A 16,724-nucleotide genomic window follows, 5' to 3' on the forward strand; every position below is an offset into this window, starting at 1 on the left:
TATGTATATTTATAAGAGAGTGCCTCAAAATATCTTTGTTTTGTTAATAGCATTCTCTTATTACACTTTTTAAATAGTACTCTTTATGAGAAGTTAATATATAATCCTATTAATTTAAGAATCATTATCCCAATAAAAAACTCAAAATTTTTCTTAATGAATTATAACTGTTGTTGTATCTGGTATATTATCATATATCCACTTTGCATTTTCCGTACTTAATCTTATACATCCATGACTAAGAGCTTCACCAAGTCTGCCATCTATTATATAACTTCCTGTTGAATCATATAGCACAGAATGATAGTAATATCCACCTTTAATTCTAGTAGCATATTTAACTGAATACTCATCCGTTCCAAAAGAAGGTTTTCTTCCACTTATATAAAATATACCTGTTATAGTTGGAGTCTCAGGCTTACCTATAGTACATTGCCACTTGTAAAGTTGTCCCCAGCCTCCATTATCTTTCTTAAAAATATAAGTATATTTATTTCTAAGGTCTGTTACAATTAGATAATCGCTAGTACTTTTAATATTATTTTCGTTAACAAATTTAATCATGTCAGTATAAAAATACTTATAATCTAATTCATTTGGTTTATTCCCATCAATTGATAAAAAATAATTAAAAACATATCCTATTTTATCATCATATACAACCTTACTCCAATCTCCATCTACTTGAAGGACTTCAACCCTAGATTTTTCAGGAATTACTGTAATTATATTGGAAGTTGTAGATTTATCTTCTCTTAAGTTTAAGTTACTCCAAGCATATTCGCTTACTGATACCAAATCCTTATACACATATCCTTCTTGAGAATTGTACATCACCTTAATCCAGTCATCTTCTTCATCCAATACTTCCATTTTAGCTCCCTGAGGTATTACTGTTATGATACTTGAATTGGTAGATTTAGCAGACCTCAAATTTACATTTGCTAAAGCATATTTATATATAGGTGCTCTATATTTTTTAATATTTAGTTTAGTTAATTTCACACATATCCATCCTCTCATATGTCTTTTTACAACATTTTATGAAATTCGATATGTATTCGTTCTCCTATTTTCAAACTTTACTTGTATTACTAATAATATTGCTACATATACTTATATATTCTCACCTATATTTATCTATTTATTTAAATTTATGATATTACATTCTTTAATATACTCTTCAATTATACCTCTAGCCACATTAAAATAACTTATACACTTGTCAACTATGACTGCATCACTACTAACTACTCTATCTAATTTTTCCAATACAACATCTGCATTTTTTACTAATTCTACTTCAGTTTCAATTCCCCAAGTTTTGGCATGCTCTAATATCCTATACTTTAAATTTCCTGAATTAGAAACTGGAGCATCTAAATAAAATTTAAGATTCTGTGCATTGTATTTATTAAAAAATTTACCTATCAGATTCAAAGCTTCTTCTGTTTTATCTATAATCTTATAGGTTCCCCTAAGACCTGCTAAATCTCTTATATTGCCATCACTTCCTATTACTAGAGTACCACCAGATAATGCTACCTCTATGGATATTATCAAATTAAAGCCATCTATATTTACGGTATCTTCTTTGATTTTATCTAGAGAAAGCCTCTTTGATTGTCTTATAATATTTTTTTCATCAGTACAGACTGCCCTTTTTAATGCATCTCTTTGTCTTATAGAAAACTGATATCTATCACCAACAAAAGTAACGACTGGGTCTATTTTGTAATCCCTATTTAATAACCATTCTATTTCTTCTTTAGCCTTTATAAGTCTTGTTAATTCTTTACTTGAAAACCATCTTTTATCACTATCATCAAACCCTCTTTTAGATATCTTATTTATATCATTTCACCACCTTGCTTTAAAGATATAACTGTACTACATTAAATACAGATTATTTCACCTTTTAAGATAATTTTTAATACCATTATCTTATCCATTTAGATTATTCAATATTTATAATTAATTATAACGCTTAACCCCACTTAATAATACAGAATAATAGATTCTATATTATATTTATAAGTTTATAACATAAATAGGTAGTGTTTTAAAATAAACTTTTTAGTTCATAAGATAATCTTCTTTTATAAAATCAAATATATTTTTATCATTTAAACAGTAAAAAAGAGACTTATCTCTATTTTTTGAGATAGCCTCTTTCTAAAATCTACTTATAATGATAATTTTAGGTTTATATATTAAACTTATGTTATACTTCTTTTATCATATTAGGAGATAGAATATCATTAAGAGCTTCTGTCATAGTTGGATGTGCATAAACACGGTCTCTTAAATATGTATACTCTACTTCTAAATCTACAGCTAATTGAATAAGATGGATAATCTCACTTGAATTTTCACATATCATACTAGCTCCAAGTATCTTATTGGATTTTTTATCTATCACTATTTTTATAAACCCATCTGCCTTGCCAATCTGTTTAGCTCTTGGAATTGCTTCTACTGGCATCTTTGCCACTAATACTTCATATCCTTTTTCTTTAGCTTGCTTAACATTAAGACCAACTCTTGAAAATGCTGGACTTATAAATATAGAATTTGGGATATTCTTTCTATCATTAGTTGTTCTAGTCTTATCTCCAAATAACTGATTAATAACTATGCGATAATCATCCAATGAAATATAAGTAAATTGTGGACCTCCATTTATATCTCCTATAGCCCATATATGCTCTTTATTAGTCTTAAGAGTTTCTGAGACTTTAATAAATCCTCTTTCATTTAATTCTATACCTGCATTTTCTAGCCCTAGCCCTTCAGTGTTTGCTTTTCTTCCTGTAGCTACAAGTATCATATTACTTGTTAATTCTTTAGATTTACCATCTACTTCATATTCTACTATTGCTAATTCAGAAACTTCTTTAATCTCTTTTATATTTGCATTATTAACAATTTTTACATTTCTCTTTGCAAGTAATTTTATTATTTCTTCTGAATCCTCAACATCTTCATTTGGTAAAATGCCATTATTAGAGTTTAATATTGTAACTTCTGCTCCAAATGAACTATAAATACCAGCAAATTCTAAACCTATAAATCCAGCTCCTATAATTGTCATTTTTTTAGGTAAAGTTCTTAGATTCATAAGAGACTCACTATCATATACTATATTCTTATTTTCAATTCCCTTAATATTAGGTATAAATGGTCTTGAACCAGTATTAATAAATATATTATCTGCTACTAACTCATAAATTTCATTTTCAGTTTTGACTTGAACTGTTTTTTCATCAATGAAAGTTCCCATTCCTGTGAATATAGTTACATTCTCATTTGAATTTAATTTATTATAGTTAGCTTCTCTGAGTTTTGTAATTAAAGTTTCTTTTTTATCTATAGCTTTCTCATATTCAGCTTGTACTTCATCCCAAGAATTTATATTCTTTGTTTTTACGCTGTTTGCTGAATTTTCTAAGCTTTTTGTTGGTATACATGCCACATTTACACATGTTCCACCATACATCTTGTTTGACTTTTCTATTAAAGCTACTTTTAATCCCCTGTTTGCCAAATCCCCTGCTAATGTTTTTCCACCTTTTCCAAATCCTATTATTATAGCATCAAATGTTTTTTTCATATAAAATTCAACCCTTTCTTGTATTGTTTATACTTTTACTATAACAAGATTATTTAGGTGGTACAATTAGGCACTTTTTTGTAACCTTAAATTGATTTATAAACTTATACTTAAATACTTTTATTTATTTCTCTGATTTTCAATAAATGATGCCATAGTTGCCTTATCCATAGCTCCTGGAATATACTGAGTTACATATCCTTCCTTGTCAATTATAAATGTAGTTGGAAAAGCATTAATTCCATATTGATATGCTAATGCTCCATCTTCATCAAGTACAACAGGGAATGTATAACCTTGGTCTTTTAAGAAGTTAACTACATGTTCCCTTGAACCTTCTCTACCTAAATTAGGTGAAGCTACTCCTAAAATTACTACATCATCATTATTTTTATTATAGTCTTTATACAGTTGTTCTATATAAGGCATTTCTTCTTTGCATGGAGGACACCATGTAGCCCAGAAATTTAAGAATACAACTTTGCCTTCATAATCACTTAATTTATGTGTTTTACCATACTGGTCTGTTAAAGTAAAATCAATAGACTTTATTCTATCTTCATCATTAGACCCTTTATCATTATTGTCATTATTAGAGTCTTTTTGACTATCATTACCATCAGAATTTTCTTCTTTATCAGTAGAATTTTCTCGCTTATTTTCTTCTTGCTTGCTTTCAATTTTACTATTTTGTGACGTATTAAAGTGTTTGCTTATACTTCCAAATCCATTTACCATCATTAATATTCCTGATACTATAAGTATAATCCCACCTATTTTTTTAATAATTTCCATGTTAGATCTTATCTTATCTATAGTTTTAAATAGTTTACTGTAAAACATAGCTGTAATTATGAATGGCAAAATAAAACCAATAGTATATACTGCTATTAAAAGATTGGCACTAAGATGATTACTTGAACTTGAAACCATGACTAATACAGATGCCAATATTGGACCAATACAAGGTGTCCATCCAAAACTAAACGTAAAACCTAATATAAAAGCTGTTATTGCTTTCATTTCTTTAAACTTAACATTAAATCTTTTTTCTCTATTCAATATTGAAGATTTAATTATTCCCATGTAAAATAATCCCATGATAATAATTATAATCCCACCAATAAACATTATTAAATCTTTATTTTCATTAAAAAACATACTCAATACTTTTACTGATGAACCCAATATAAAGAATGTTGTTGAGATTCCAAGAGCAAAAAATATAGTATTTTTAAATAAAGAACTTCCTATAAAACTCGTCTTTCCTTCTTTTAAATTTTCTACACTACTATTTGACAATATACTCAAATAAATAGGTAAAATTGGCAGTATACATGGTGAAAAGAATGATACTATACCTTCTATAAATACTAAAAATAAATTTACATTTTGCAAATTAAAATTCCTCCTTATTTTATTTCCAATATTACAATCCTATTTCTAAATTAAAATCTAACTAAAAAATTATGTAATTTTAATACATTTTTCTACTCATAGCTTAATTAAATTTTCATTACTTACAGAGTAAATTTTAGTATTTATCACAATTTAAATTTTTATTGCTCCACATAATCATTTTTTCCATGACAGGAAGCAATCGTAATCCTGATTCACTTAAAAAATATGTTGACTCTACAACATTATTAACCAACTTTTTTTGGTTGACTATAATCCCCTGTTCAATTAAAAAATCTAGTTGTTGAACTAACATTTTCTTACTACAGTCTGGTATAGCTCTTTGTAGCTCTCCAAATCGTTTTTTATCTTCTTGTATTTTCCATATAATTATAGCCACCCATTTTTTACCTAAAATATTTGATAAAGCTTCTACTGGACAATTATATATCATATCATCTATGTTGTACATTTTATTCTCCTCTTTTCTTTATTTAATTTATTAAACAAACTTTTATAGCAATATATTTATTAATATTATAAATATACCTAGCTTTATTTAATTAAAATTTTTATTATATATACTCCTATTACAAACTATTTTAGATTTTATGTAATTAATATATCAGTTTTGTAAATACATAACAATTAGTAACTTTTTTGTAACTACATCAACTCTATTAATATACAATCTTTCACTCATTTTATTAAAATTTTATTATTTTAAATTATATATAAAATCACTCTAATATAATAATTCTTTATTTAAACTGCTTATCCTGTTAAACTAATTATTCTACTTCAATAAATTCTATATTAAATACTAAATTCATACTTAAATACTAAAACCATTCATTAATATTTACCCAAATTTATACAAATTAAAAAGTCTGGCAGATTAATATCTGTCAGACTTTAAACAATAAACTTACTTTTACACTTATAAATCCAATAGTATTGAAATAACGTCAAAAGGTGCTATTTCATATACCTGTTCTTCTTCTACATCTTCTATTGCATTTACAATTTTCCCATTTCTATTTTTAAATATTTGCTCATCCAATATCATTCTATTACTACTCGGATTTTCCACTCTTATTATAAATTTATCTTTACTGTAATAAGAAGGATAACATGCTGATATAAGATAGTTTTCTGGTAAAGATATTATTTCTAATTCTCTACTTACAGTTTTATTGACAATTGATTTTTGAATCTTATTATCTATACGATATAAAAAGAAATTGTAATCCTGTAATTGATAATTTACACATTCTCTTAGATAATTGTGGGTTAAATTCGCAATTTCCAATTCATCAAATGATTTAGAATCCATATATATTGCAAATGAAAATTCTAATTCCTTAAGCATTTGAGCTTTATCTGTTTTAATTCTTATATGACCTTTTTTAGTTGTATCTCCAGAAGCACGTCCTGGTCTATATAATAAATCAGGCTTTCCTAGTTCATCTGTAGTAGCAAGTAAGGTCAATGCAATTTCATCTTCAATATGTTGATACTCTTTTATTCCTCTAGTAAATACAGTACAACTTCTATTTTGGTTTGTAAGCGTAATATTACTTTCCAAAGGTTCTAAATCTATAGGCATTTCACTGTAAATATCTTCCCAGTTGTCTAAAACTCCATTTTCTCTTGTTATATATCCAAATGGCAATGATGCTATGTTTTTATTATCTTTTATATCAGTTTTTATATGAACACGTAGTCTATGATTATATATCGTGTTATCAACACAAAGTTTTACATCCATCAATGGGTTTTCTTTAGATAAGACAATACTTACTTTTACATTTAATTTCCCATTAAGATATTTGTTTTTTCTATCTTCTAATGTAAGTGGTAGTAAAGTAGTACCTTTAACCACCATTTTTTCATATCCTAAAGCTTTTTCTGTATACACTTTATCAAACGAAAGTTTTATATCCTCATCATTTTTTAGTGGAGAAAAGTCATAGGTATCACCTGCATTACCACTATCTTTTAATGTTAAAAAGTTTGATATGTAAGTTCCATCTTTAAGTTGTAAATTTAAGCTTCCATCTTCATATATTATCTTATAATTATCATTAGATATAAAAGTGTCATTAGATTTATCAAGTGACACCATTTCTTTATCACTTAATTCAAAACTAACAACTTTATAACCAAGTGCAGGAAGCTGTATATTTATTCTTACTTTTAATATATAATATCCTGGTTCTTCAATAAATATATTACCAGCAGGTGTTTCTTCTAATACATTTTCTCTCGGTTTTACATAAGTTTCTTCAATTATAGTAGCATCTAAATTATCTTTAAAATAAATATTTTTACTATCACTTACAACTTGTATCTCTTTATATCCATTAAAACGCTTAGCTTCTGTATTGAATACTAAAATATCATTTTTAGATAATTTAAGCCCTTCTGAAATCTTTTTTACAATAGTATTTTCAATACTGTCACATATTTCATTTGCTTCTCTTATACGGTGAAGAATATCATCTGTTACAGTATCAGTTACACATCCAGCTAAACTATCGTGTGCTTGTCCTTCCAAAAGTTTTTTCCATGTATTTATAAGTAACTGATTGCTTATTTCAATTTTACTCTTTTTAGCAATTACTAATAATGGCTCTATTCTTTTAATCAGCTTGTTTTCTAGTTTATCACATGCTAATTTTATATCCATTCTACTAGAACCAATTGATTTATGTATTCTTGCTAATACAGGTTCTCTAAATTCACCTCTATAGCTTTCTAGTGATTCTATAGACTTTATATATTTTAAAAACTCTTGATATGAACTCGTTATATATGAATACTTTCCGATATCATTAATCGCTTTAATTTTATTTTTGAAATCACCTATTATATTTAACTGGTCATTCCCAGAAGGTATTAACACCTCATCTACATCAGTATATGATTTAATAAAATCAATAGCTGGGTCTAAGCGTCCATTAACATACTTTAATGAAGGCTCTAAAAGCATACCAGTTCCATATCCATGTGGCATATTTACTGCATATATATAACTTTCTCCATTTAAGCTTTTCCACTTAAAATATGGTGATTGAACCTGTTTACCAAGATGTATACCTCTCCAAAAGAATATATTATCAAGACCTACATGCTTTAATAGTATAGGCATCTGTGCATTAAATCCAAATGTATCTGGCAAATACCCAATTTTCATATACTTACCATACTTTTTACTTTCAAAAATTCCAATCATTAAGTTTCTTAAAATAGACTCTCCTCTAGCAAAGAATGCATCAGTTTGAGTAAACCATGGTCCAATATGTAGTCTATCTTCTTTTATTAACTTTTTAATGATTTCTATTTTTTCTTTGTGTAATTGTACATAATCATCCAAAATAGAAAGTTGTCCATCAAGTACAAAACTTACATCTGGATTACGTTCTAATTCATCAATTACATCTGTAAATAGTTGTTCACTAAGTACTAATGCATCTCCAGAAGTAAAATACCATTCTCTATCCCAGTGTGTATGATTAACAATATGTGCTTTTATCATTTATTCTCCTCTGTTCTTTATCTTTTATATTTAAGTCTAAACTGAATGTTTAACACTTTATTTAGTATAAGATTCATATTGAATATAGCTTATAACACGTCTTAAATAGTTATTAAATTTTAAGATTCCCACTCTGCTTCATCAAAATCATCATCTTCAAATTCATCATCCTCAATCACTGGATTTCCACGCAATACTATAACTAATCCAGCTACAATTACTGTTCCAACTGCTATTGATAACACATACATTGGCCAATTCTCTACTGTAAACCATCCATAAAATCCACTAATTGGAGTTGCATTTACTGAACCTAAACCAACTGCCATAGCTGAAGCAATTGCTGTTCCAATTACACATGAAGGTATTACTTTTAATGGAGATTCTACTGCAAAAGGAATTGCTCCTTCACTTACTCCAATTAAACCCATTATAAGAGATGATTTTCCAGCTTCACGTAACTGTTTATTATATTTTTGTTTTGCTAGTATAGTAGCAAGTCCCAATCCTAGTGGTGGTATAACTATTCCTACCATTGCAGCAGTGTTAGGCGCATAAATTCCACTTGTTAATAATGCAAGTGATGTTGTTAAAGCTGCTTTATTAACTGGTCCACCTAAGTCAACTGCCATCATAGCCCCTATAATAGCTGCCATTAATATCTGATTTGTACCAGATAATCCATTTAACCAATTTTCTAATCCAGTATTTAATGTGGCAAAAGGTATACCTATCACATAATTGATTAATACAACAGTGATTAATGTCCCAAATACTGGTACTATAAATATTGGTACTATTGAAGCTGCTGATTTTGGTAATTTAACATGATTTTTAATAAACAAACATGTATATCCTGCTATAAGACCAACTGCCAAAGCTCCTAAAAATCCTGCACCTATATCTTTAGCAATCATACCTCCAACAAGACCTGGTACAATAGCTAATTTATCAGCTATAGAAAATCCTATAAATGCAGCAATTACAGGAAACATTAATCCTAATGCAGTACCTCCAAACCCATCTAAATCATGTAATAATCTAACAATACTACTAGCACTTTCTGCATATTTAGCATCCCATATATCTGGTATATTATAGAAAGAACCACCTACACGAGATATCGCCATTATCATAGCACCTGCAATTACTAATGGAATCATATATGAGATTCCAGTTAAGACATGCTTTTTTAACTCAGAGACTATCTTTTTCAACATTATATTTCCCTCCATTTATTTAGTGTCAATTAACTTTAGTGCATCATTTATTACTTTCTCTGCATCCTTTATAGGTGCATTAACTGGTACTTCTAGTATTTCTTTTCCCTCAAAACGTTCAGCATTTCTGACTTTAGTATCTACTGCAAATATTACTACTTCTGCAATTTGTGCATCCTTTGTAGTTAACTCATTATCGATTCCTGTAGCTCCTTGTGTTTCAACTTTTATAAGGTGACCCATCTTTTTTGAAGCTTTCTTTAACGCTTGAGCTGCCATATATGTATGTGCAACTCCTGTTGCACATGCTGTAACTGCTATAATTTTTCTTTTCATTTCTACATCTCTCCTTCTTCACTAAATATATTGATTATTTCTTGTTCTGAATTGGCTAATTTTAGTGCATCTACATTGTCATCATCCATAAGTTTAGTTGCTAATTTAGATAATAGTACAAGATGATTGCTATCCTTATCAATATTGCTTATAGCCAATAAGAAAATACTATCTACTGGTTTTTCATCTAAAGCATCCCATTCAATCTTATGCTTAGTCTTTGCAAATATTATAGAAGATTTTTTGACAGCATTACTTTTTCCATGAGGAATAGCAATACCATTACCAATACCTGTAGTTGAATGTTCTTCTCTTTCCAAAACAGACTTAACATATTCTTCTTCATTGTCCACAATCCCATTTTCAACAAATATACTACTTAATTTTTTTATTGTTTCTTCCTTTGTATTTGTATCAAGATTAAAAACAATTTGCTCTTTTTTCAATACATCTGATATTTTCACTATATACTCTCCTCCACTAGCAAATCGTACACTTCCTTTGTGGAAGTTGCACTTAATATGTCATTTATATTTTTTTTATTGTCAATAAAGTCATAAAAAACTTCATATATTTCATCAAGCTCTAGGTTTTTGTCATTTTCTAATGAAATAAAGAAAATAACTTCCACCTTTTCATTTCCCCATGTAATAGGATTTTTTAACGTTGCAACAGATATATTAGATTTTTTAATATAACTAGGATTAGCATGAGGTGTAGCTATTGATTGGAAAGAAGTGTAAGATAAATTTTCTCTCTCAATTGCACTTTTAGCTATACCTTCTTTTGCAAAACCTTTTTTTATTAGGTTATCTGTTATATGATTAATTGCATCTTCATAATTTGAAGCTTCAATATTCAACAATATATTTTCTTCAAAGATTAAATTTCTGAAAGATTTATACTTCTTAGAAGTACAACTTGAAACATTTTGTATATTTCTTTCCAAGGTTCTTATATCACTTTCATTTAAAATAGGACTAACTACTATGGTTGGAATTGTTTCTAACTCTAAATAAATAGTACTTATTACTAAATCTGCATCAATTTTACTGGATACTAATTCTTGTACGGAAAGTACTTTTTCAATCTTTATCATTGGAAAGTATTTTTTTATTCTTGCAGACAATAACCTAGATGAACCTAATCCTGTACTGCATACTAGAATTACTCTAATATTTTGTGGAAGTTCTTTCATTCTTTCTCTAAAAGCTTCAAAATGTAATGCTATATAAGCACATTCATCATCATTTATCCTAATATCATATATAAATTCAATTACTTTCTTTAAATCTAAAGCTTGCTCAAATGATAAAGAAAAGTTTTGTTTGATTGTATTTACATATGGATTTTTAATACTAAGTCCATATTTCAGTCTATTTATTGATGAATGTACATGTGAAGTTAATCCATCAATTAAATCCTTGTCATAAGCTGTCTCATACAATGTATTTTTTATAATTTCCCGAAGATTTGATATATTATTTGTACTTGTCTCACAAGGATTAGTTGAAGTATTTTTTAGTTCATTAGTATCTCTATGTTGGTCAGACGCTACTAAATGTAAATTTATATATCCAATTTCAGATTTTGGTAATAATATTGAAAATTTTTCTTCTAATTGTTTTGCTAAATAATTGGTATTTGACATTTGATTATTTTCTATATTACCAGTATACAAACTTTCTTCTATATATTCGCCTTTTCTAATTCTCTCTACAGCTATTGCCAAATGAATAACTAATGACTGAAATTCATAATCAGAGAACTCAAATTTTCTTTCTCTGCTGAAATTCCTAAGAATATCAATAATTATTGATAAATCATCTTCCGAAAAAATACCATTTACATCTGCTTGTATCTTTTCAAATGCTTGATAAAAGCTTTCTTGCTCTTGCTTAATATACCAGTTTCTACTCCAAAATTTATGTATAAATTTAGCAGTAAGTTGTCTTTTATCTCTTTCACTTATATTTAACTTTATTCCCTTACTAGGTTTCTTATATATGGAAATCCCTTCGTTTTTTAGCAGTTTTTCAACTTCTGCTAAATCCCTTTCAATAGTTCCACGACTTATATATAGTTCATCAGAAAGTTGTTGTATAGTAATATAATCATTACTCTTTAAAAGTACTGAATATATATAGATAACTCTCTCCTCTCTGGTTGTAGGAATTTGACTTCCTTTATTATCTAGGTAAGGAAGTATTTTTTTTAAATCTCCATCAATATAAACACCTATCTTAGGTTTTCTTATTAAAGAAAGACCTATCTTTTTAAGCACTGCTTCTACTTCTTTAAGAGATTTTGAAACTGTTTTTTCTGAAACATCTAAATCATCTGCTATTGCTTTTACAGTTGTATGACCTTCTTTTAATAAAAACTTTATTATTTTAATTTCACGATTTTGAATCATATCAGTTAACATTTTCAATTTTACTCCTTCCCTTTGTCTTTATTTTAATGGAAAATGTTTTTCTAAAAAACTACTAATATTTCCTGATTAAATACGGTAATTTTTATGTATTGAACACTTTAATTTTAGATGATAAATTAAAAGCTGTCTAAATTTAATATGAAAGGAAATAGTTTAATGCTGACAATAATTATTGCTTTACTTCCTGTAATGGGATGGGGATTGATGCCCATAGTTGCAAATCTAAAGAAAAGTTCTCCTCATGAACAGCTTTTAGGTACATCCATAAGTGCGTTTATATTTTCCACTATAATAACTCTGGTTATACATCCTGAAATTACATTTTTTTCATTTTGTATAAGTATGATTTCTGGCATATTCTGGAGTTTGGGACAATTAATGCAGTTTAAAGCAATTCAAATTGCTAGTGTATCTAAAGTAATGCCAATTTCAAATGGTTCACAATTAACTTTTACGACATTATTAGCTGTAATCTTGTTTAACGAATGGACCAGTTCTAAAATGTTACTGATTGGTTCTTTATCAATATTATGTATAATACTTGGTATACTTCTCACAAATTATCAAACTAAAAAATCTACAGATAAAAATATGTTAAAATGTGTTGGAGTTGTATTATTATCATCTCTATTTTTATCATTATATGTTGTAACTAATCAAATATTTTTAATTGAAGGATACAGAATTATATTACCTCAATCTGTTGGTATGTTGATAACTTCATCTATTATTGTCAAGTATTTTTCTAAAGAGATTGTATATAGGGAAAATGTTTTATTCAATTTAATTACTGGTATATTGTGGTCAATAGCAAATTTAGGTATGTTCATAACGACTAATACATTGGGAGTTACAATAAGTTTTTCTATCTCTCAGAGTTGTGTGATAGTAGCCACTTTAGGAGGGATTATATTTTTTAAAGAAAAGAAGAACAAAAAAGAATGGCTTGCTATTTTTATTGGTATAATACTAATCATGTCTGGTGTCTTTATGTTGAGTATTATAAAATAGGTATTTATTTACACTAATCATATATAGTTTTGTACATATAAATTAACTGTTTCTATTTATTTAAATAAATTTGCTTATATACTTAAAATAATAGCATATGTATTTATGAAATTAAACCACACTCTAAATATAAGTATATTTCATTAAATACATATGCTATAAATTTTTCTATCAATACGAGAATATCAAGTATCTTATACTATAAGTAAATTTAACTTTATAAATTCACCAACTAATATTACACTATTTGATATTAAGTTTTTCATCTTCTATAAGCTTATCTGCAACCCACTCTGTAACTTGACCTGTTATTTTAATACAGTGCTCTTTTCTTTCAGGAGACATAAAGTTATCACCATCCCATTTCTTTGTAATAGCTCTACAACATGTTGCACCATACTCTTTTTTAATATAATCATGCAAACCTTTAGCATGCTCAAACATCTTTGGATTCATAGCTTCACCATGAACTCTTCCATATACTATACCTAAAGCCATCTCTCCCCCAGATATTGCTCCACAAAGACATTGTGCCTTTCCAAGTCCTATCGGAAATCCTGATGCTAACTTAGTTATCTCTGGACTTAAAGGTTGGCCTAAAGCATCATTTATTGTCTGGAGAACTGCTTCAGAGCAAAAAAACTCTCCTTTTCTAAAGTATTCTTCTGATATGTTTCTAACTTCTTTTAAATATTCTTCTTTTGTTTTCATTTGTTTTCCTCCAATAAAATTAAGCTAAATTAAGTTTCTATGGTTTATCTTATCTTCATATATTTATATCAATATTCCTATTAAATACACATATTTAATAATTCTTATTTAGCTTTAGATGTAGTTTCAGATTTACTAAGATATATAATAAACAAAACTAAAACATATAAAATAATCACTGTAGCAATTATCTCTTCTAACTTAGAAGCATATGAAATCCAACTTATAAAATTACCTGATTTAGTTAAATAACCATTCATTAGTTTCATACCCATTGCACTTATTGCCATAGGGAATGTAAATGCAGCAAAACTCGGATAAAAAGGCAATCTTAATAATTTTGGTAAATATCCCAAAACTATAATATAAAATACAATTGATAATATGAATAACAAGTATAATACTACATTATTTTTATCTGAAAAAGAATTAATATATCCAGACAATAATAGTGACCCTGGTGCAGCTAATATAGCTATACTTGGTAAAGATGGTTCAGGCATTTCCTTGATTATCCATACTCTCTTTAAAATTACTGGTATAAGAACTATATAAGATACAAATCCTATCCAAAAAGCAATTTTGCCAATCAAAAGTTGATTAAATACTGGTGCCGTAACACTAGCTGCAACTATCCCAACATATACTATATACCAAGATGGAAATACCGTTTTTATTGAGAATTTAACTAAGAACTTCTTACTAAATAAGACTATTAACACAAGATGACCCACAATTCCTATGCTCCAAATCATAATACTTAATTCTAAAGATAATGGTTTTATATATGTAGCAAATATCATTGTTGCCATTGTTATAGTTGGAAATGTACTTGATATTAAAGGGTTCTCTAATTGCTCTTTAACACCCTTTCTAAGTAATATTATTTTGACTATATAAATTGCATACAAAATAAATCCTATAAATCCAATTACATTACGTAATGATTCACTATAAGATTGTAATAAGTTACCTAAAGTAAAAATTGATAAAATCAAACTTGCAATAGGTATAGGATATTTTTTTAATAAATTCAAGTTCTGCCTCCTTTGTTACTAAATTATTTGTGTTTTAATTATATCAAAAAGATGGTCAAATTGACATATTATGACCATCTTTCTTATATAGAAAATATCTATTAAGTTTAATTTTATTATCAAAAGTATCTATATTCTTAATATATTAAGGTAATTAGTATATTTATTTTAATCAAATATACTAATTTGTTTATTATTATCTACTTTAATAGTCTTCATATCTCTAATGCTTATTTTTGCATCATCTCTTAAAGTATCTATGAGTAATTTATTATCTTCCTTATAAAGCCTACAGTTTTCTTCTACTTTTGCATAATTAAAGTTAGCATAACAATACAGACAATAATGTCTGCAAGTATTGTATTGTCCTATATCGACACTTTTAACACATCCACAAATATCTCTTTGTGTACTATCTTTTTTTACCTCTACTTCACATCCTATAATTTTTGATATTAATCTATCATCAATACACTTACTTTTTCCAATCCCAAATTTACTTAAATTATATTCTTCAGAACACATTTCAAGTATTATCCCATGCTTATGAGCAATCTTAGAAATCTCTTTTGATAATGTTTCTATTTCTGTAATTTCTATTGGCTTTATATGTAATGCTTTAGTATTAAATTTTGTTTTCTTATACAAATCGATAAAACTTATTATACATTTTTCTGTAAATCCATCAAGCTGATTACATAAACTCGCAAATGCTTTGATATGATAATCTACTGTGTACTTTTCACTTAAGAAAATCGGGTCGTATCTTAAAATTACTCTTTCTTTGCCTATTTTTCTAGACAATTCCTTAAATGAATCTATTACCTTTCTTTTATCTAAAATACATGTCTCTACTTCTTTTCCATATGATGTTATAGTATAGTGAAAATAATATTTATAGTCTCTTAATTTATTTAAATCATATAACATTGGAGTTACATCCTTTGTCCAAAATACAAAACAATCAACAGTATGTGGATTTAACTCTATCTTACTAACCTGTTTTGGATTCATTGGATTAATTACATAAACAAAACCTTCTTCAAGTCTGTTAAAAAACCACTTACTATAGAAAGCAGGTATATCAGTTCTTCTACTCACACTTACTATCATATTTAACCTCCATAGTAATATAATTATGTTCTAATATATTTTTAATATAATTATAGCTCTAAATACTTAATTTAATCAAAACATTTAAGATAATTCCAGTATGATTTACTGATTCATTTCTAGCATTTAAAATATCCTTAATAAAGTTATAATTCTTTAAAAATAAATATACATTATTCCTAAACTTTCAAAACTAATTTTATAATGAAACTAAAAAAGGTGCTATTTTCAAGCACCCTACAATTTTACTTTTTAACAAATTTAATACTATACAAATATATCAATATTACATTAAAGGTAAACACTA

14 protein-coding genes are annotated in these 16,724 nt (G+C 27.3%); 1 reads left to right on the forward strand and 13 read right to left on the reverse strand.

Annotated elements, in window-relative coordinates; all coding sequences use genetic code 11:
- Window positions 1-153: 153 nt before the first annotated feature.
- The 10 genes from CDIF1296T_RS15505 to CDIF1296T_RS15550 form a co-directional block, all read right to left on the reverse strand.
- On the reverse strand, window positions 154-1,023 hold the full coding sequence (locus CDIF1296T_RS15505) for a L,D-transpeptidase family protein (protein WP_003431686.1): 870 nt from the start codon (window positions 1,021-1,023) through the stop codon (window positions 154-156).
- Window positions 1,024-1,140: 117 nt separating this feature from the next.
- Window positions 1,141-1,854, reverse strand: a complete 714-nt coding sequence (locus CDIF1296T_RS20220) for a DUF434 domain-containing protein (protein ID WP_032506707.1) — start codon at window positions 1,852-1,854, stop codon at window positions 1,141-1,143.
- A gap of 370 nt (window positions 1,855-2,224) precedes the next feature.
- Window positions 2,225-3,613, reverse strand: a complete 1,389-nt coding sequence (locus CDIF1296T_RS15515) for a dihydrolipoyl dehydrogenase family protein (RefSeq protein ID WP_009898090.1) — start codon at window positions 3,611-3,613, stop codon at window positions 2,225-2,227.
- Between the two features lie 120 nt (window positions 3,614-3,733).
- Window positions 3,734-5,011, reverse strand: coding sequence for a cytochrome c biogenesis protein/redoxin (locus CDIF1296T_RS15520; protein WP_009898091.1), 1,278 nt, complete (start codon window positions 5,009-5,011; stop codon window positions 3,734-3,736).
- 136 nt (window positions 5,012-5,147) lie between these two features.
- Window positions 5,148-5,483 carry a winged helix-turn-helix transcriptional regulator gene (locus CDIF1296T_RS15525; RefSeq protein ID WP_003431984.1) on the reverse strand — a complete coding sequence of 112 codons (336 nt, stop codon included), beginning with the start codon at window positions 5,481-5,483 and terminating at the stop codon, window positions 5,148-5,150.
- Between the two features lie 468 nt (window positions 5,484-5,951).
- Entirely contained in the window at window positions 5,952-8,552 is a 2,601-nt protein-coding gene (locus tag CDIF1296T_RS15530; RefSeq protein ID WP_009898092.1) for an alpha-mannosidase, read from the reverse strand.
- Window positions 8,553-8,671: 119 nt separating this feature from the next.
- Entirely contained in the window at window positions 8,672-9,772 is a 1,101-nt protein-coding gene (locus tag CDIF1296T_RS15535; protein ID WP_009891322.1) for a PTS fructose transporter subunit IIC, read from the reverse strand.
- Between the two features lie 15 nt (window positions 9,773-9,787).
- Complete coding sequence (locus tag CDIF1296T_RS15540) at window positions 9,788-10,108, reverse strand: PTS fructose transporter subunit IIB (RefSeq protein ID WP_003422575.1); 321 nt, start codon at window positions 10,106-10,108, stop codon at window positions 9,788-9,790.
- 2 nt (window positions 10,109-10,110) lie between these two features.
- Window positions 10,111-10,572, reverse strand: coding sequence for a PTS sugar transporter subunit IIA (locus CDIF1296T_RS15545; protein WP_003431991.1), 462 nt, complete (start codon window positions 10,570-10,572; stop codon window positions 10,111-10,113).
- A complete protein-coding gene (locus CDIF1296T_RS15550) occupies window positions 10,572-12,536 on the reverse strand; it encodes a BglG family transcription antiterminator (RefSeq protein WP_018112804.1) in 1,965 nt (654 codons plus the stop codon). Before CDIF1296T_RS15550 ends, CDIF1296T_RS15545 begins: the two co-directional genes overlap by 1 nt.
- 165 nt (window positions 12,537-12,701) lie before the next feature.
- Between CDIF1296T_RS15550 and CDIF1296T_RS15555 the strand changes: the two genes are divergently transcribed.
- Complete coding sequence (locus tag CDIF1296T_RS15555) at window positions 12,702-13,556, forward strand: GRP family sugar transporter (RefSeq protein ID WP_009891331.1); 855 nt, start codon at window positions 12,702-12,704, stop codon at window positions 13,554-13,556.
- A gap of 243 nt (window positions 13,557-13,799) precedes the next feature.
- Here CDIF1296T_RS15555 and CDIF1296T_RS15560 read toward each other — a convergent pair whose 3' ends face one another.
- From CDIF1296T_RS15560 to CDIF1296T_RS15570, 3 genes are all read right to left on the reverse strand, one after another.
- Window positions 13,800-14,267, reverse strand: a complete 468-nt coding sequence (locus tag CDIF1296T_RS15560) for a C-GCAxxG-C-C family protein (RefSeq protein WP_003431999.1) — start codon at window positions 14,265-14,267, stop codon at window positions 13,800-13,802.
- Between the two features lie 104 nt (window positions 14,268-14,371).
- On the reverse strand, window positions 14,372-15,304 hold the full coding sequence (locus CDIF1296T_RS15565) for a TDT family transporter (protein ID WP_018112805.1): 933 nt from the start codon (window positions 15,302-15,304) through the stop codon (window positions 14,372-14,374).
- Between the two features lie 168 nt (window positions 15,305-15,472).
- Complete coding sequence (locus CDIF1296T_RS15570; RefSeq protein WP_009898095.1) at window positions 15,473-16,417, reverse strand: DUF1848 domain-containing protein; 945 nt, start codon at window positions 16,415-16,417, stop codon at window positions 15,473-15,475.
- Window positions 16,418-16,724 lie beyond the last annotated feature (307 nt).

The sequence above is a fragment of the Clostridioides difficile ATCC 9689 = DSM 1296 genome (assembly GCF_001077535.1).
GTDB lineage: Bacteria > Bacillota > Clostridia > Peptostreptococcales > Peptostreptococcaceae > Clostridioides > Clostridioides difficile.